The sequence below is a fragment of the Ruegeria sp. BF7 genome, from assembly GCF_056538605.1.
Genome location: NZ_JBQFTM010000005.1, coordinates 1 through 18,020 on the forward strand (window position 1 = coordinate 1; position 18,020 = coordinate 18,020).

Annotated in this window: 14 protein-coding genes, 1 tRNA gene and 1 pseudogene; 8 read left to right on the plus strand and 8 right to left on the minus strand. The window is 58.3% G+C overall.

What is annotated here, in order from left to right:
- Positions 1-13: 13 nt before the first annotated feature.
- A tRNA-Met gene (locus ACR0IK_RS12440) sits at positions 14-90 on the plus strand.
- A gap of 36 nt (positions 91-126) precedes the next feature.
- Here ACR0IK_RS12440 and ACR0IK_RS12445 read toward each other — a convergent pair.
- The 3 genes from ACR0IK_RS12445 to ACR0IK_RS12455 all read right to left on the minus strand — a co-directional run bounded on the left by ACR0IK_RS12445 (position 127) and on the right by ACR0IK_RS12455 (position 5,435).
- A complete protein-coding gene (locus tag ACR0IK_RS12445) occupies positions 127-1,047 on the minus strand; it encodes a hypothetical protein (protein WP_480641726.1) in 921 nt (306 codons plus the stop codon).
- Between the two features lie 378 nt (positions 1,048-1,425).
- On the minus strand, positions 1,426-4,806 hold the full coding sequence (locus ACR0IK_RS12450; protein ID WP_480641727.1) for an ATP-binding protein: 3,381 nt from the start codon (positions 4,804-4,806) through the stop codon (positions 1,426-1,428).
- Positions 4,807-4,964: 158 nt separating this feature from the next.
- A complete protein-coding gene (locus ACR0IK_RS12455) occupies positions 4,965-5,435 on the minus strand; it encodes an aminoacyl-tRNA deacylase (protein ID WP_480592576.1) in 471 nt (156 codons plus the stop codon).
- A 202-nt stretch (positions 5,436-5,637) separates the two neighbouring features.
- Between ACR0IK_RS12455 and ACR0IK_RS12460 the strand changes: the two are divergent.
- Positions 5,638-6,435 (plus strand): annotated as a pseudogene (locus ACR0IK_RS12460) (formylglycine-generating enzyme family protein).
- A gap of 129 nt (positions 6,436-6,564) precedes the next feature.
- On the opposite strand, the gene ACR0IK_RS12465 reads toward ACR0IK_RS12460, so the two are convergent.
- The 5 genes from ACR0IK_RS12465 to ACR0IK_RS12485 are packed head-to-tail and all read right to left on the minus strand — an operon-like array spanning position 6,565 to position 10,535.
- The gene (locus ACR0IK_RS12465) at positions 6,565-6,948 is read right to left on the minus strand and encodes a carboxymuconolactone decarboxylase family protein (protein WP_480641728.1); all 384 of its coding nucleotides are present in this window, start codon (positions 6,946-6,948) and stop codon (positions 6,565-6,567) included.
- A 17-nt stretch (positions 6,949-6,965) separates the two neighbouring features.
- Positions 6,966-7,706, minus strand: coding sequence for a sulfotransferase-like domain-containing protein (locus ACR0IK_RS12470; RefSeq protein ID WP_480641729.1), 741 nt, complete (start codon positions 7,704-7,706; stop codon positions 6,966-6,968).
- Positions 7,707-7,724: 18 nt separating this feature from the next.
- On the minus strand, positions 7,725-8,543 hold the full coding sequence (locus ACR0IK_RS12475; protein WP_480641730.1) for an aspartate racemase/maleate isomerase family protein: 819 nt from the start codon (positions 8,541-8,543) through the stop codon (positions 7,725-7,727).
- A 19-nt stretch (positions 8,544-8,562) separates the two neighbouring features.
- Positions 8,563-9,651, minus strand: a complete 1,089-nt coding sequence (locus tag ACR0IK_RS12480; RefSeq protein WP_480641731.1) for an aromatic ring-hydroxylating oxygenase subunit alpha — start codon at positions 9,649-9,651, stop codon at positions 8,563-8,565.
- Positions 9,648-10,535 (minus strand): MurR/RpiR family transcriptional regulator, encoded by an 888-nt coding sequence (locus ACR0IK_RS12485; RefSeq protein WP_480592586.1) that lies wholly within the window; start codon positions 10,533-10,535, stop codon positions 9,648-9,650. The genes ACR0IK_RS12480 and ACR0IK_RS12485 overlap by 4 nt, the downstream gene beginning before the upstream one ends.
- A gap of 68 nt (positions 10,536-10,603) precedes the next feature.
- Between ACR0IK_RS12485 and ACR0IK_RS12490 the strand changes: the two genes are divergently transcribed.
- Genes ACR0IK_RS12490 through ACR0IK_RS12515 form a run of 6 tightly spaced genes read left to right on the plus strand, consistent with a single transcriptional unit; the run spans position 10,604 to position 18,020 of the window.
- On the plus strand, positions 10,604-13,057 hold the full coding sequence (locus tag ACR0IK_RS12490) for an FAD-dependent oxidoreductase (RefSeq protein ID WP_480641732.1): 2,454 nt from the start codon (positions 10,604-10,606) through the stop codon (positions 13,055-13,057).
- Positions 13,057-14,139 (plus strand): alcohol dehydrogenase family protein, encoded by a 1,083-nt coding sequence (locus ACR0IK_RS12495; protein WP_480641733.1) that lies wholly within the window; start codon positions 13,057-13,059, stop codon positions 14,137-14,139. The genes ACR0IK_RS12490 and ACR0IK_RS12495 overlap by 1 nt, the downstream gene beginning before the upstream one ends.
- Positions 14,136-14,714, plus strand: coding sequence for a dimethylsulfonioproprionate lyase family protein (locus ACR0IK_RS12500; RefSeq protein ID WP_480641734.1), 579 nt, complete (start codon positions 14,136-14,138; stop codon positions 14,712-14,714). The genes ACR0IK_RS12495 and ACR0IK_RS12500 overlap by 4 nt, the downstream gene beginning before the upstream one ends.
- The gene (locus ACR0IK_RS12505) at positions 14,711-15,817 is read left to right on the plus strand and encodes a mandelate racemase/muconate lactonizing enzyme family protein (RefSeq protein WP_480641735.1); all 1,107 of its coding nucleotides are present in this window, start codon (positions 14,711-14,713) and stop codon (positions 15,815-15,817) included. The genes ACR0IK_RS12500 and ACR0IK_RS12505 overlap by 4 nt, the downstream gene beginning before the upstream one ends.
- Positions 15,814-16,920, plus strand: a complete 1,107-nt coding sequence (locus ACR0IK_RS12510; protein WP_480641736.1) for a mandelate racemase/muconate lactonizing enzyme family protein — start codon at positions 15,814-15,816, stop codon at positions 16,918-16,920. The genes ACR0IK_RS12505 and ACR0IK_RS12510 overlap by 4 nt, the downstream gene beginning before the upstream one ends.
- Positions 16,917-18,020, plus strand: a complete 1,104-nt coding sequence (locus ACR0IK_RS12515; protein ID WP_480641737.1) for a mandelate racemase/muconate lactonizing enzyme family protein — start codon at positions 16,917-16,919, stop codon at positions 18,018-18,020. Before ACR0IK_RS12510 ends, ACR0IK_RS12515 begins: the two co-directional genes overlap by 4 nt.

An 18,020-nucleotide genomic window follows, 5' to 3' on the forward strand; every position in this document is an offset into this window, starting at 1 on the left:
CAACGCTAAGTGTCGCGGGATGGAGCAGCCCGGTAGCTCGTCAGGCTCATAACCTGAAGGTCGCAGGTTCAAATCCTGCTCCCGCAACCAATAATTCCAGTCAGATATCAAACACTTAGCCTCGCATCACGTGAGGCTTTTTGCGTTACGCCAATCTCTCTGGAAGCACTGTGGAAGCAAACGGGTGCGAAAAAGCGTAAGCGTTGCATCTGGCCCCCTAACCAAAGCTCTGCCAACGTGATCTGGGGCTTCGCGCATTACGCGTCTAAGCCTGTGTGTCGAGTAATTCTTGTTTCCACTCGATATCCGATCAAACACAGTGGCCACTGTCGCCACCGGGTGAAAAATGCGTTCACTGTCTTGGAAGTTCCGGACGGCCTCATACAAATGCGGGGGATTGGTTGCAAAGCAATTTCTGTCAAAAACCCGTTCGAAATCATACAGGTTCGTGCAGCTTGCACCAGTTGCATATGCGGTGGTGGCCAAAATCGCTTCGTCGTTAACCCGTAGCGACGTATGGTGGTTTTGAACCCGTTTTCTCAGCTTGAACATGTCTTCGATCAAACCCTTTTTTACGCGAGTAAACGGAAAAATGCATCCGTAGTTTGGGTTTTCGCCAATCTCAGCAAGATCTTTTGAGAACCGAGGCGGTTCTTCAAACCGTCGAAGATCAGCGGCCAAAACAGCATCTTCATTTCCTTGCAGAACTGACTTGACCGCTTGAAATCCTTTGCGTCCAAGATAAACATCCGTCTCAATCAAACAAAAGAAGTCAAAGTCGCCAGCTTTTTCTGCTGCCGCATAGTAGCAGTAGTCGCCACAAAACCATCCCCAGTTCCTTTCGTGCCGGGCAAACTTCCAATCGCTGATCACTGTAGGAGAAAGTGAAATCTTGGGCGTATCGAGAATATCGACACTGCCCGCGCTTTCATCGCAAACAACGAAAACGTTCTTGGACATGTGTTTCTTTAGGTCACTCAACAATTCCTGAACGTGCCAGTTGAATTTGTGGGTGCGAACAAGAAAAGCTGTACGGTCAATAGTCATGGGGAAGCTATGCAGTCAAACTTACCGCATCGCAACTTGATAGCAACGATAATCCGTTTGGTGCATCATGCCGAAAACGCCGGCCGATACTCTGAAATTCGTTCGACTTAACCCAATCCCCGCAAGAGGCGCGAGGAGCCCTTTGTTGTCATTGCTAAGGGAGTTGGACAGCTTCGGCTGCATCAAGTTGGCTGTGGGCATGGAAGACTTTTGCGATTTTCTGGTCACTTGCGAGTTCACCCAAAGCTTGAGAGTTCATGATGCCTGTATCCTTTTTGAGGCATCAATAACTGCTCAGAAAAGCCTTATGAGGTGCAATTAAGGTGATCGGATGCAACGTTTACGGATTATCTCAACGCAGAAACCAAGATCATACACTTAACTGGTTTTCGATTCTTCGAGGATTACACGGGCATTATTCACGTCGATCGTATGCTCTCCACCTATAACTTTCCGCAAGGCCGCACTTAGATCGGAAATCGCGGCAGGCGCCGACGCGCGTTTTCTGCACTGTCTAAAGTAGTCTACCGCAGTTCGAAGTTCGAACATTTTTGCTTGCTGTCGCCGCGCAGTCTTCAAAGCTTCACGAAACTCTGCTTCGGCGGGTGCGACCCCGGAACGCGCCAGCGCGTAGACCCGGTCCGTTTCGGCTTGTGCCCACCCCTCGTTTGTAAGGCTTTGGTGCTTGCGAGCTTCGGTCAGAAAACCCCTGGCGCCTTCCCGATCACCTGTTTCAAGAGTAAGTTCGGCAATCAAGGTAAGGAAAAACGGCTTGTAGTTCCCCGCTCCGCTGTTCCACCAAGCTTCTGCCGCACTTCGTAATACACGGATCGTTGCCGGGTCGGGCGAGACATAGGCATTCACCCAACTACGCCAGAGAGTTGCAGTCACGGACATGAACGTAAAGGAATGCCTTGCAGCCAGTTCCTCAAGTTGGTCCACAACCTCAACTACCTGTTCGGGTTCCCGGCGCAGAAGATGAAGCATGCACAGGTAGGTAAGTGATTGTGCGATACTGTGTGCATGCTCAAGCTCTCGAGCGGCGGCAACCGCTTGCATTTGGATTTCCAGTGCTTTGTCCGGGGCTCCGCGCATCCAAACGGCCAAGCTCAAGAAACACGAGGTGATCGCTGCATGGTCCGACCCATAAATAAAAGCCAGATGTCCATCCCGCTTCGGGCTGTAGAGCTCGAGTGCCCGTTTCAAGTGTTCGTAAGCTGGACCCAGTTCACCGATGTGAAACAGCACTGCCCCCATTGCACGATGAGCCACCATCTGATGTTGCGTTTCAGCGGTCGTCTTCGCCAGCTTCAGCAATTGTCCGGCAACATTCCTGGCCAGATCATATTCAGCACGCACCAAATGAAACGAATACAAACCGTTCAAAACCGGGAACAAGTGCCCTGTTTCTTCGATGCGTTCACACAGGTCTCGTATTCGTTCATAAACAGAACCGGTCTCATCTGCGGCTATCCCGGCCGTTGATCGCAGAACACCCGCTCTGAGAACCTGTATCTCAATTTCTTTTTGGTCCCGTTCGTCGCTCTGGCTTTGCTCACGCAACTGCTCGATTGCCAGAGAGAGCTGTGTGTTTGCCTCGATGTTCGCTGAACGCTTAACCGCGTGCTGACCTGCGAGGTAACGGCAGTCGATGGCCTCTTTGCCCATTCCGGCCATCGTGTAGTGATGCGCCAGAATTTCCGGACTGGCATCCCCTATGTGAAGTGCGTCTTGATTGAGCGTCTCGGCGACGCGCGCGTGCAGGACACGTCGCTCGCTTTTCAAAAGACTGTTGTAGGCAGTGTCACGAATAAGGGCATGACGATAGCTGAAGATTTCCAAACCATCCGATGCGGCCGTTGTAACAATGCCCGCGTCTGCCAAAAGCTCCAAACTAGAACGCAGCGCCTTTTCGCCAAAGCGGGAGACTTCGGCGATCAACGGATAGGAAAACTGAGGTCCGATTACCGCCCCGATCTGAGCCACTTCCTTGGCCGAACTCAGTCGGTCGAGACGTGCCATGAGCGCATCGTGCAATGTGCTGGGCACCGGGCTTGCCGAAGAAGATGCACCCATTGGATGAGATACGTGGCCCTTGGTCAAAGCGCCTGATTCAAGAAGATCTTTCGTCACCTCTTCGACGTAAAGCGGTACACCATCTGATCTGGCGGCAATCAATTCGTACATTTCATCGGAGATTGTGTGACCTTGAGCAACTTCATCCACAATGCTTTTGACCTGGTGGAAATCCAGTTGCCGCAAAACAACTTTTGTAAGGCTCGATTGTAGCGCCCAGCCCGGATCGAATTCGGGCCTGAATGTCATCACCACCAGCACAGGAAGGTCTTTGATCCGATCCACGATCTGGTCCACCAGCAACTTGGTTGTCGGATCAACCCAATGCGCGTCCTCAAACAAGAGAAGCACCGGTTTTTCCGAAGCCAGAGATGTCAGCTTTTCCAGCAACATCTTCAGCGTCTGATCCATGATTTGCTGCGGTGTCAAATCCAAAGGTCCCAATTGCTCTTCGAATGGAACAGAGAGAAGTGATGCTGCCAACTTCAATACACCGCTGGGTGGATCACCCAGAACCGAGGAAATCTTCTTGAGCTTTGCTTCGTTGGACTCGTCAGACCGTAGTTTTGCGGCACCCTCGAATTGGCGAATGACAGGGTAAAACGCACTCGCGAAATGATAGGGTGAACACTGGTATCGAATTTGAGAATGCGGCACGCCCGAAGTATTTTGACGCAGTTCTTCAACCAGCCTAGACTTGCCAATTCCCGGTTCACCCGACACCAGCACCATCTGACCTTGACCACCACTGGCCAGTTTCCACTTTTCGTTCAGGATCTCATATTCAGCCGCGCGACCAACCAAAGGCTTCAGCAACACATCGTCCAGGGCCATGAAGCGACTGACAGTTTCTCGCGCTCCGGTCACTTGCCAGGCTTCGACCTCTTTTGCAAAACCCTTGAGCTTGAATGCGCCGCGCAAAACATACTCGAAAGCGTCACCCGCCAACTGATGCGTGCTGGGTGCGATAATCATCGTGCCAGGATCTGCCATTGTCTGAAGACGCGCGGCCAGATTAGGCGTCTCGCCCATTGCTGTTCCATCCTCAAACATCTTTTCGCCACGCAAATCACCGACGACTACGAGGCCGGTCGCGATCCCAATTCGGACATTCAGTTTCGCATGGGTCCGGATGTCCGGGATTTCCTTAATGATCCGCAGGCCCGCACGAACCGCGCGTTCAGGATCATCTTCGTGGGCATGGGGAAATCCGAAAAAGACCATGATCCCGTCGCCGTAATAGCTTGCGATGTGACCATCAAAGGCGGCAACGGACGCTGCACATGTTTCTTTGAACAGCCGCAGGACTTCGGCCAGGTCTTCCGGATCGACACGCTGGGCGATTTCGGTGGACCCGACCAGATCGATAAACATGACGGTCAGTTGTCGGCGCTCCGCCACGATGGCGGGGCCGAGTGCGGTGTTTTGCGGGCGATGTCCCCCGTCCGCGCTGGCACGAACGGCTTTCATGAAACGCCGTCTCGGACCCAGAGGAAGCCCGATCGTGACAAGGTCTTCGTCGGTCAACTCTGTCAGATCACCGAGTTCGATTTCGTGTTCTTCAAAGGCTCTGGCGTATTTGGACAAACCGTGGTTTTCCAGCCAGACCGCGATATCGGACATTATTGATTGTCTTGCTTGCTGCTTCAGCAGAGCCCTTGCCTGCATCCAGCCAGCTCGCATCCCCCTGTTTATTTGGTCTTTCCAGGACCCCCCATAGGTCCCGTCGAAATACGGAGTACTTCTTTCTCAATGAAGTACTCCGATGTGGTTTTGGTCAAGGGGGTCATCACCATTTACTGGGTTGGCCCGGTACCGGCTTGCCAGAATGCACCGGGTTCTTAGTGCATACAGCAGAATGCCCCATGAGGCGCATCTTTCATTAACGTGTCGAAATCCTTGCCGCGCATCTCGACCAGGGTTTTGTGGTCCCCTGCCTCGAACCAGATTTTGTCCAGCCCGGTCAGGCTGTCGTCGACAACAGTCGGCAAATCATAGGCTTCGCCCACAGGCGGCACCGCGCCCAGCGCGCAATCATCGAACAGACCATCCATTTCGGATTCCGGCGCCAAGCCAAGACGCCGGTTCATCATCGATTGCAGCGCGGTGAGGTCGACCCGGTGATTGCTGGGCAGAACAGCAAGCAGAGGTCCTTCCTCCATGTGGATCAAAACCGATTTGGCGAGGTGGTCACCGGGGACATGCGCCGCTTCGGCGCATTCGGCGGCGGTCGCGGCATAGGGATGGGGAACGATGTCAAACGGAAGCCCTTGGGCATCCAGATGATGTTTCAGACGAGTCGCAATGGTCATTTAGCCCTCCGTATCATCGAAGGCGTCCCGGTCGCGAAACGTGTGGCGGTGCGCAACTAGGGCGCAAGTGTGTGTGAGCCTTTATTGTGCGCCGATTGGCTGGATCGGGCAAGGGGGTAGGATGTGCGGTCGGCTGGAAGGGACTGGAACAGATCAGGTTGTCATCTGTCCAAATACACCTGACGACGGATAACTTATGTAAATGGGTGGTCCTCCGGGTGAATCCAAGCAGAATGCCAAATTTGATGACGCTGGAAACTGGATACTTGTCACCCCGGATGATCCTTACATAGCGTTTCATGAGGGACCGGTTCACTCTGTCAAGATTGACTTGCCTGTCGCAATGGGACGCAACGAAGTCACTTACGATGAATGGATGGCCTGTGTGAGTGATGGCGGGTGCGGTGGGTACGAGCCTGAGGATTTCATTCGGTTACCAAAATTGCAGCGCGCGAAAGTCATTGGGAAAAACCCGGTCATCACTGTCTCTAACCTGGACGCGGCTTTGTACACAGATTGGTTGAACAGCAAGGTGGGGGCGGATGTTCATCGCCTGCCAACCGAAGCTGAATGGGAATACACTGCCCGCGCCGGAACACAAACTCCTTTTGCCTAGGGCGAAGAGGTGACAACCGATCAGGTGAGCTTTCTGGGCATCTCGACCGAGATCATGTTGGGCGAAGAATTCCCAGACCTTGTCTCGCGCGGGAAACCTGTGCCGGTAGACACGCTTGATGCAGCCAATGCTTCGAGTCTGCGGCACATGTGCGGCAATGTCGTGGAAAGAACAATGTCCTGCTGGACAGACACTTATGAGGGGTGGGAGATGTCCAGCTTCTACTTGGAAAAGGCCAGCGAACCAAACTGTGAAAGACGCGTAACAAGGGGTGGGGCGTATCCGGCGGGCATGGATCACTCACGTGTTGCAGGACGGGGCAGCGGGTCGGAAGACACCCGAACAAGTGTGTCGGGGTTCCGTGTTTTGAGAGAGCTGAAGTGAGTGTTCTTGCCCGCCGGTGATGGGTACAGATAGGCTATCCTGCTACCTGACTGGAACGACAGAGGTGTGGGCAAGTACACGCAATCAGGCTTTCTGGTTTTCAGGATTGCCCGCAGAAGACGGGCGCAGTCACGCGTTCTCCAAAACCCGCCGCGCAACCCGAAAGCACTCCAGCGCCTGAGGCACGCCGCAGTAGATGCCGACCACGTGGATGATGGCGCGAATCTCTTCTTTGGTGACGCCGTTGTTCAGAGCACCTTTGCAGTGGATCTCCCACTCGTGCATCTTTCCCAGTGCGCCAATCATCGCAAGGTTCATCATTGACCGGGTTTTTGCGTCTATCACGTCGTCTCCCCAGCCAAAGCCCCAGCACCAGGCGGTCATCGCCTCTTGAAACGGACGGGTGAAATCATCCGCAGCCGCGAGGTTCTTTTCCACGTATTCCGCGCCTAGGGTGCCTTTGCGTTGTTCCAACCCTTTGAGGAAAAGGTCTTCGTCGAAAATATCTGCCATGTGAGGTCTCCGGTGCTTCAGCGCGTCAGGCGGTGTTTGTAGAGGTGATCATAATGCGGTTTCATCCGGCGATGCACCTGTTTCACCCGGTCCGGCGCGACGTCGATTTCAACATACTTGCGGGTCTGCGGCGCAAGACCGGTCGAGTTCGCAAGGTTGGCGTGGAAAGATCCCCCATCCCACCAACTGTGGGCCGAAGGGTCGCCGCCGGCCTCCCAACTCAGAGCGTCTTCGATGAAAGGAATGCCCACGGCGTCGCAGAACCTTTGCGTCATGGTGTGCGGGTCTTCCAGCAGGTCGTCGCTGTCGATCACTGGCGGCGGGGTGCCGTTCAACGCCGTCAACAAGTCGAACAGGGCGCGTTGTTCGGGAAAGCCGACCTCACCCTCGGCGAAGTCGGGCCAGCGTTTGTACATCGAAGTGATGGTTTTCGCCGGATCGCGGATCAGGAAGGCATGGTTGAAATGGGACAGGAACTCTGCATCCCACATGTGATTGATGTAATGCGGAAAGTCCTTGAGGAAGACCGGCCCCTTGTGGGCACGCGCCTGAATGTCCTGCCATACACTGTCCAATGTCAGGCCGGGCGTTGTCAAATCACCCGTCTTGAAACGGTGCCACAGCGGGTCTTCGCCCTGATACCAGGCCTCACCGAAAGGCTCGTGCAGACAATCCAGATCGCCACGTTGCCGCATCATCCATTCAAAGGCCGTAGAAGTGGACCGGGGCACCGCCCAAAGCGCGAGGATTTTGTGCATCTGTCTGGGACCTCCGGGCTAGAGCCGTTTCAAAAGCTGGCCATGCGGCGTTTCCGGCGACAGGCCAAGCGATTTGAATATGCGCCAATAGAGTGCGATGTCGTGGCCGATCACCGGCTTGCCAAGGGCCGTTTCCAGCCTATCCGCCAGATGCAGCGGGCGCTGTGGCAAACCGTTCGGGCCAGTTCGGAAATTGCACATCCCGTTGATAAGAATCGCATCGGCGTGCGGTGCCTGCTCGGCGACGTATTCGAAACTCTTGAGCGCCAAGTCACTGTCAAAGACCCAGCGATAGCTGTTTACTTCTTCCTGACTGGCGAACCACCCCTGATCGTGAAAATTGCCGGCATAGAGCACGTCGAACCCGGCCTCACGCAGGAAACCCACCGTGCCTTGCCACCATTCCGGCCAGTGATAGGCCGCGTTCAGCGCGACCTTTTCGACATTCATTTCTCGCAACGCTTCGACCATGGCGTAACCGGCCATGTGAAACTGCGTGCCGAATTTGTCGGACAGATCCGCGCAATGCTGACGGACGCCCTCAACCCCCAGCCCGCAGGCATGGACCCAATTGGAACCGATCTGCCCGCAGACATCGACACCGTTGCGGGACATGCAGTGGACGAAATCGTCAAGCATCCCAAAATTCTGCTTTCGCTGGTCCAGCCCGTGCACATAGTCCGGCACATGCAGCATCCACCCATGCACCCCGACCGTTTCAGGGCACATGCGCAGGAAATCCGACGGTGCCGCGTCAAAATCGAATGGCGGGCAGGTGAAGCCGACCTGATGCGGGAACAGCTTGTGTTCCGGGCTCCACTCTTCGGGCATCAGCATGGGCGGATCGCCAAGATCATTAGTCTACCGCCTCTCGCATCCATTGCTGCAGCCTAGCGATCGAATGCTCCGACATCACCCCGCAACCGGGGTCCAGCACCAGCGGGCCGGGGCGGTAGCCTCGGGATTTGAGGCCGCGGTGGACGGATTCGACAAGGCGGATGTCTTCCTCGACCGTGGTCTCGCGATCCTGCACGGCCAATTGCCGGATCACGGCGCTCTCAGACCCGCCTTCGGTGAACCAGCCGCGCCAGACAGTGCAGTGATCGGAGTCGCTGGCACGCCAGTGATAGGTGTTCAACACATTGCCCGGGTAGCACTGGAAAGAGAACATCGGCCACAGGAACCAAGACTGATAGTCGCCCGCATGGGGTATCGACAGGTCGACCGGGTAGGTCATCTTGTCGAGGCTCTGACACTCGGTCGTATGGCGGAGGACATATCCGCCGCTGGCGTCAGGCTGGATGTCATAGGTCTCGGGCTTGACCACGCCTTCGGCAAAGGTCGGGTGGTTGGTCGGGCAGTGGTAGCATTCCGAGTAGTTCTCGATACTGACCTTCCAGTTGCAGTTTTCCGGGATCTCGACCCATTCAAGCGGTTCCAAATCATTGATATGCGGAACAAAGGCACCGATTTCCTCGCGCACGCCGGGGTACCATTCGTCCATCGGGGCTGCATCATCGTCGAGGTTGACGAAGATGAAGCCGTTGAACACTTCGGTGCGGACCGAGGTCAGGCATATCGCGCTGCGGTCGAAGCCGGGAACAGATTTGATGTTCGGGCCGGCGCGCAACTGGCCGTACAACTCGTAGGTCCAGGCGTGGTAGGGGCAGACGACGACGCGGGTGTTGCCTGCACCAGTGACCATCTCATGCGCGCGGTGCTGGCAGACGTTGTAGAAGGTGCGGATTTCTCCGTCGCGGCCGCGAATGCAGAACAGGCTCTGCCCGGCGATCTCAAACGCGAAGTAGTCGCCGGTTTCCCGCACCTGCGCCACATGGCCCGCGAATTGCCACGTTTGGGACAGAAGCCCCTGCATTTCCTGCCGAAAAACCGCAGGATCGGTGTAATAGCGCGCGTCCAGTGAATGGGTCAGGGGTGCGTTCATTCGGGCTCCTCCGCGTAGAGGCCAAGTTGGTGTCTGCGTTGGTGAAACCGCTCCACCCGTTCGACGATTTCGTCACTGGAAACCGCAATCACGAAGGACAGCAGCGTTTCCAGCAACGCGATGGTCGAGACGGAGGACGGGAAGAATTGCGGTGTGTCGGCGGCAACGACAAAGCCGTGCTGCGCGTTCAGGATGACCGGGCTGGCCGGGCTGTCCGAAATGCCGACAACAGTCAGACCCTGCAGGCGGGCCAGTTTGATCGCCTCGATCACCTCGGTCCGGTAGGGGCGGCAGGTGATCGCGATCAGCACGTCCTGCTCATCGGCCCAGGCCAGATCATCGACCGGAGTCGAGCCAGGACGGGGGATGGCGTGGAACTGCTTCATCCCGGTCGAGGCCAGATAGGTGAAATTGCGTGCGTTGGCATTGTTGACACCAACACCCAGCGTGAAAATCTGGCGGCAATTCCAGATATCTTCGGCGGCGGATTTCAGACTGGCGGCGTCGATTCCGGCAAAGGTTTCCTCAATGTTGCGGATCGCGGCACCGACCATATCGGCATAGAGCCCGCCCAGTTCCCCCGACTTGCCAATGTCCTGCAACCAGCGGGCGCGGTCGGGAAACGACACGCTGCCCTTGCGAATCGCATCGCGGAAGGGGGCGCGGAAATCCTCGTACCCATCGAAGCCGACCTGGCGCGCCATGCGGACAAAGGTGTTGGGCTTCACTTTCGCCGCTTCGGCGATCTCGCGCACGGTCGAGACCCCAACGTCGCTTGGGTTTTCCAGCACGTAACGCGCAGCTTTCTGGGCCTCGGGGGTGAGGGCGTCCCACTCCTGGCTGAGACGATCGAGTACGGTTGATGATACATTTGTGTCATTCATGATTGACGATGGTACATTTGTGGAATTAGCCTGTCGAGCAGAAACGCGACTCGGGAAGAGGAAAAATCATGTCCGAGAAGAATCTGCCCACCTACGCCCGTGTGGTCATCGTCGGAGGTGGTGTCATGGGGGTCGGTCTGGCCTATCATCTGGCGCATGAAGGGTGGGGCGATGACACTGTCCTGCTGGAAAAGGCCGAGCTGACCAGCGGCAGTACATGGCACGCGGCTGGGCAGATCACGCATTCGACCTCAAGCTTCGGGCTGGGCAAATGCGTGGACTACAACATTGGTCTCTATTCCGGTCAGCTGGAGGCCGAAACCGGCCAGCCGGTAACATGGCATGGCTGCGGCTCGTTCCGTCTGGCCTATACCGAGGATGAGATGGACTGGCTGCGCCACACGCTGTCGGTGGGCAGGTCGCTGGGCTTCAATATCGAACTTGTCGGGCCATCAAGGGTGGCCGAGCTGCACCCGTTCTACAATCTCGAAGGCGTATTGGGTGCGCTGCATACGCCGGATGACGGCCACGTGGACCCGACCAACGTCACCATGGCGATGGCTGCTGGCGCACGTCAGAAGGGCGTGCGTATCTTCCGCAGCTGCCGGGCGACAAACATCACGCAGGCCGAGAATGGCGAGTGGGTGGTCGAGACCGAAATGGGCACCATCATCTGCGAGCATGTAGTGAATGCGGGCGGCACCTATGCGCGGCAAATGGGTGAGTGGTCGGGGCTGCAACTGCCGATGACCTCGATGACCCACCATTACTTCGTGACCGAGCCGGTGCCTGAGTTCCAAAACCTCGACAAGGAACTGCCGGTGATCCGCGATGACCGCAAGGTCTCGGGCTATATCCGGATGGAGCAGCAGCGCGGCCTGATCGGGATTTATGAGAAAGAGAACCCGAACTCGGTCTGGCATGATCATTGCCCGTGGGAATACGAAAACTGGCTGTTTGACGCGGACTACGACCGGGTTATGCCGTGGCTTGAGGAAAGCCTGAACCGGATGCCGATCTTTGCCGAGCTGGGCATTCAGCGCGACGTGCATGGGGCGATCTCGCACCCGCCGGATGGCAACCCTCTGATCGGACCAGCGCCCGGCGTGCGGAATTACTGGTGCTGCTGCGGCACGCAGATCGGCATAGGCTGGGGGCCGGGCCTGACCCGCGAACTGGCGCGCTGGATGGTTCACGGGGCCGCCGACATCTCGATGAGGGAATTCGATCCGCGCCGGTTTGGCAACTACGCCACAAAGGACTGGCAGGTGATCAAGGCCGAGGAAGATTACTGCCTGCGCCACGAAATCCCGTTTCCGCATTTCAATCGTCTGGAGGGACGTCCAATCAAGCCGTCGCCGCTGTACGACCTTCTGCAATCTAAGGGCGCGGTGCATGAGGAAGTTTACGGCTTTGAGCGCCCCCGTTGGTTCGCGCGCGACGGTGTTGAGCAGCGCGACCACTATTCCTTCCGCCGGACGCCCGCCGACGACATGGTCGCAGCGGAGGTCAAAGCAGTGCGTGAGAGCGTCGGCATCATGGACGTTACCGCTTTCACCAAGGTCGAGGTTTCGGGACCGGACGCCTATGCCCTGCTGGACCGGTTGACCGCCAACCGGATGCCGCAGAAGGTCGGCTCGATCACGCTGACGCACATGCTGAACCGGCGTGGGCGGATCGAGTTGGAGACAACGATCGTCCGCATGGCCGAAGATCGGTTCTATCTGGTCTGCGCAGCCTTCTTCGAACAGCGCCTGCTGGATCATCTGGCGCATCAGCGCGTGGGTGAGGACGTTCAGATCACGGCTCTGTCGGCGGATTGGTCAGCCCTGTCGCTGAACGGCCCCCGCTCGCGAGATGTATTGGCCCGCTGCACCGATGCCGATCTGACCAATGCCGGGTTCCGCTGGCTCTCGGCGCAAGAGATCACCATCGCAGGTCACAACGTCTGGGCCTTCCGGATGTCCTATGCCGGTGAATTGGGCTGGGAACTGCACATGCCCAACGCCGCCTGCCTCGATGTCTACAACGCGCTTTGGGCAGCGGGTGAGCCGCTCGGCATCACCGACTATGGCAGCTTTGCGATGAACGTGATGCGGATGGAGAAGGGCTTCAAAGGTGCGGGCGAGTTGACCAACGAGGTCACTCTGGCCGAGGCTGACGTGCTGCGCTTTGCCCGCACTGACAAGGACTATCTGGGCAAGGATAAAACGCTGAACACCGACCTGCCGTGGATCTGCGCCTATCTGGAGATCGAACCGGATGGCGAGATCGACGGCCATGGTGGCGAAGCGGTGATGCTGGACGGCCGTGTCGTAGGATCTACCGCTTCGGTGGTCTACGGGCATACGGTCGGCAAAATCCTCGCCTTTGCCTATATCAAGCCCGAGGCGGCAACGCCCGGAACCGCCCTGCAGGTCGTGATCCATGGCACACCCCGCGCGGCCTGCGTGCTGGCTGAGGCGGCCTATGATCCACAAAGCCTGCTACCGCGCACCGACGCGGCATTGGAGACCATGTGATGACCCTGCCCAATACGATGAAAGCCATGGTCACGATGGGCCATGGCGGTCTGGATCAGATGGTGCTGCACAAAGACTGGCTGCGCCCCAGCCCCGCGCCCGGAGAGGTGCTGATCAAGGTCGCCGCCTGTGGTCTGAACAACACCGACGTGAACACGCGCTCGGGCTGGTATTCCAAGACTGTCACCGACGCGACGACCGGTGGCGCGTTTGACAAGGTTGGAGAAGATGACCCCACATGGGGCGGCGCGCCAATCACGTTCCCCCGCATTCAAGGGGCCGATATCTGCGGTGAAATCGTGGCCGTGGGAGAGGGCGTGGACAGCGGACGTATCGGCGAACGTGTCATCACTGATGGCTGGCTGCGCGATCCGGGGGACCCCGGCAACATGGACAAGACCGGGTATTTTGGCTCGGAACGGGACGGAGGGTTCGCCGAATACGCCACGACGCTGGCCGCAAACGCGGTGCCGATCACCTCGGACCTGTCGGACGCGGAACTGGCTACCTTCTCCTGTTCCTACTCCACCGCCGAAGGGATGCTGACCCGCGCCAACGTGACCAACGCCGACACGGTTCTGATCCCCGGAGCCTCGGGCGGTGTCGGCGGCGCGCTGGTGCAACTGGCCAAACGGCGTGGCGCGCGGGTGATCGCGATGGCGTCCGAAGCAAAACACGCGGATGTGGCGGAACTGGGGCCGGACGTGATCCTGCCGCGCGCGCCCGAAAACCTGCGCGCGAAACTGGGCGGTGAAGAGATCACCGTGGTGGCCGATGTGGTGGGTGGGCCGTACTGGCCGAAACTGATCGACATTCTGGAACGCGGCGGGCGCTATACCTGTTCCGGCGCTATTGCCGGGCCGATGGTGAATTTCGACCTGCGCACCTTTTACCTGCGCGACCTGACTTTCACCGGCTCGACCGTGATCGACCCGCAGGTCATGCGGAACCTCGTGAAATACATCGAGGCCGGTGAGATCAAACCTGCCCTCGCCGCAACCTATCCGCTGGAGGAGCTGCGCGAGGCGCAAGCTGCTTTCATCGCGAAACAGCACACCGGGAATATTGTGGTGATCCCATGACTCTGGACGACGTATTAGAGGCCGCACGGCAGCTGCATCAGGCGCATCCCGATCTTTCAGCGTTCGGGCCATGGCCCACGGACCTGACCGCAACCCAACTACAGTCGTGCCGTATTCCCGCAGTCGATATGGTGCACAATTTCGATGCAGGCGGCAGCGAAACTACCAAAGCCTTGTCCGACGCGATCAAGGCCACCGCGCATCTGGCCCATTGGAAACTGACCTATACCGAGGATGAAGTCGGTGCAGATTTCCTTAATCGCTATGGGTATTACGAACTGTTCGGCCCGACCGGCCATTTTCACTCGACCCAGTTGCGGGGCTACGTGGCCTACTGGGGGGCGGGCCTGCACTATGACTGGCACAGCCATCAGGCCGAGGAACTGTACCTGACGCTGGCAGGCGGGGCTGTGTTCCGAGTCGCGGGCAATGACAGCTTTGTCGGGCCGAACCAGACACGCCATCATGACAGCTGGCAAAGCCACGCGATGACTACGACCGACCAACCGATCCTGACCTTTGTCCTCTGGCGGGGTGAAGGCATGGGCGATCTGCCTCGGATGGATGCCGCATGAAGATCAACCGCATCCGCATCTACCAGACTGATCTACCTTATGTAGGCGGAGCCTATGTCTGGGGTGCGGGCAATGCGATTGAAACGGCCATCGCTTCGGTCGTTGTTGTCGACACCGATGCCGGGCTCCAAGGTTGTGGCGAGTTCACGCCTTGTGGCGAGAACTACATGGTTGCCCATTCCGAGGGCGTGGCGGCGTTGGCACGGCTGGTGGCGCCCTCGCTGTTGGGCGAGGATCCCCGGCAGGTGGCGCGCATCGAACGGTTGATGGACCACCTGGTGCAGGGGCACGGATACGCCAAGGCTCCGTTCGACGCAGCCTGCTGGGACATTCTGGGGCAGGCCTGCGATCAGCCTGTTTGGATGTTGCTGGGTGGCAAACTGACCGATGGTGCCCCGATGTACCGGGTGGCACCGCAGAAGGCGGTGGATGAGACGGTGGCCGAGATGAACGCCTGCCGCAAACAGGGCTATCGCCAGTTCCAGATTAAGGTCGGTGGCGACTGGGTTACTGATATTGACCGCATTCGCGCCACCGTGCCTTTGTTGCAACCGGGTGAAAAAGCGATGGCCGATGCCAATCAAGGCTGGCGCGTGGACAACGCAATCCGGGTGGCGCGGGCAACGCGCGATCTGGACTTCATTCTGGAACAGCCCTGCCGCACCTATGAGGAATGCCAACAGGTGAGGCGTGTCGCCGAGCAGCCGATGAAGCTGGACGAATGCGTCACCGGCATACATATGGCCCAACGGATTGTCGCCGATCGTGGGGCCGAAGTCTGCTGTCTGAAAATCTCGAACCTCGGCGGCCTCAGCAAGGCGCGGCGGGTGCGGGACTATCTGGTAGAGAACCGCATTCCGGTGGTCAGCGAAGATACATGGGGCGGAGAGATCACCACGTCGGTCGTCGCGCATTTCGCGGCATCAACCCCCGAAGATTTCCTGCAGAACACCACCGACCTGATGAATTATAACACCCGATCCACTGGAATCGGCGGGCCAGTTGCGCGGGATGGCAGGCTCTATGCCTCTGATACGCCCGGGCTGGGCGTGACCCCCGATTTCGAAAGCCTCGGCGCGCCAGTGGCGGAGTATGCCCTATGAAGATCAAGACCATCACTGTTTACCAGGTCGATTTGCCGCTGGAGCATCCCTATTGGCTGTCCGGTGGACGGCTGAAGTTCGAAACGCTCGACGCGACGCTGGTGAAGATCGAAACCGACACCGGTCTGACCGGCTGGGGCGAGGGCACCCCCTGGGGCAATACCTATGTGCCTGCGCACGGGCCGGGTATCCGCGCCGGGATTGAAACGATGGCGCCGGTCATCCTTGGTCTCGATCCGCGCAAGGTTCTTGAGGTGGAGCGCGCAATGGATATGGCATTGCCTGGACACCTTTATGCCAAAAGCCCGATCGATATGGCCTGCTGGGATATCGCCGGTCAGGCAGCGGGCCTGCCGATTGCAGATCTGATGGGGGGCGGGTCACGCACGCCGCGCCCGATTGCCTCCTCGGTCGGCGCCAAGACCATCGAAGAAACCCGCGAGGTCCTGGAACGCTATCGCAGCCGTGGCTACATTGCGCATTCAGTGAAAATCGGCGGCAACGTGGAACGCGATATTGCCCGCGTCCGCGATGTGGAAAGCACCCGGCAACCGGGAGAGATCATCCTCTATGACGTTAACCGTGGCTGGACCCGACAACAGGCCCTGCGGGTTATGAGCGCCTGCGAGGACTTGAACGTGATGTTCGAACAACCCGGAGAGACACTGGACGACGTCGCCGCGATCTCGGGCCGTCATGCCTCGCCCGTGTCGGTGGATGAAAGCCTCGTCACCCTGCAGGACGCCGCTCGTGTTGCCCGCAACGGGCTGGCCGAGATCTTCGGGATCAAACTGAACCGTGTGGGTGGTCTGACCAAGGCCGCTCGAATGCGGGATATCGCGCTGGCGCATGGTATCGACATGTTCGTGATGGCGACCGGAGGCTCGGTTCTTGCCGATGCCGAGGCGTTGCATCTGGCCGCTACCATCCCGGATGACAATTGCCTCGCCGTTTGGGCCTGTCAGGACATGATCACTGTCGATATCGCAGGCGGTCGCGGCCCCCGCAACATCGACGGCCACTTGCATCTGCCGGAGACGCCGGGCCTGGGCGTGCATCCGGACGAAGATGCGTTGAGCGGTCCGATTGGAGTATATCAATGAAGATCAGCAAAATAACGCTCTGGTCAATCGACCTGACCAGCCATGAGACCTATCACATGGCCGACGGCAAGACCTGCGCAACCGTGACTTCTCATATACTGCGTCTCGAAACGGATACCGGCCTGAAGGGATGGGGCGAGGTCTGCCCGATTCCGCACTACCTGCCCGCCTATGCGGAGGGTGTGCCGGGTGCAATCACCGATATGGGGCCTGAAATCCTGGGCATTTCACCGTTTGGTGTCGACGCGCCCATGCGCAAACTGGACGGGTTCCTACAGGGTCACGCCTACGCCAAGTCTATCGTTGATATCGCCCTGTGGGATTTGTTCGGGCAGGCCACCGGCCAGCCGGTCTATGCACTGTTGGGTGGACGGACGCGCAAGGACATGCCGCTTTACCATTCGATCACCTGCATCGCCCCGGATGAGATGGCCCGCATCGCCCTGACCGCTTATCAGACCGGCATCCGGCAGTTTCAGGTCAAGCTGGGCGTGGAAGGTGACTGGCAGGCCGATGCCGAACGCCTGATCAAAGTGCGTGAGGCCGTGGGGCCGGGGCCGTTGGTCTATGGCGATTGGAACTGCGGCGCGTCGCGCCTGCAGGCCACGCGGACGGGTCGCGCTGTGGCACATCTGGATGTGATGCTTGAACAGCCCTGCAAGACGCTGGAAGATTGCGCGGCCGTCCGGCAGGCCACCGGCTTGCCAATGAAGATCGACGAGAACGCCCATGATCTGGCCTCGCTGCTGCGCGCGCATGAACTGGGCTGCATGGATGCGGTGGCGCTGAAACTGTCCAAGTTCGGTGGATTGTCGGCGATGCGCCGGGCACGGGACCTGACGGTGCATCTGGGGGCCGAGATTTGCGCCGAATGCACCTGGGGGTCGGATATCGTCACCGCCGCTTCGTTGCACTTTGCAGCTTCGACCCCGCACGGTTCGTTGCTGAACACCTGCGACCTGTCGTCTTATGTGGCCCCGCGCGTCTGCCCCAACGCACCAAACCGTGAAGATGGCCGAATTGCCCCGCCCGAAGGTCCGGGGTTAGGTGTTGTGCCAGACCCCGAAATCCTTGGTTCCCCGATATTGGAGATCGTGTGA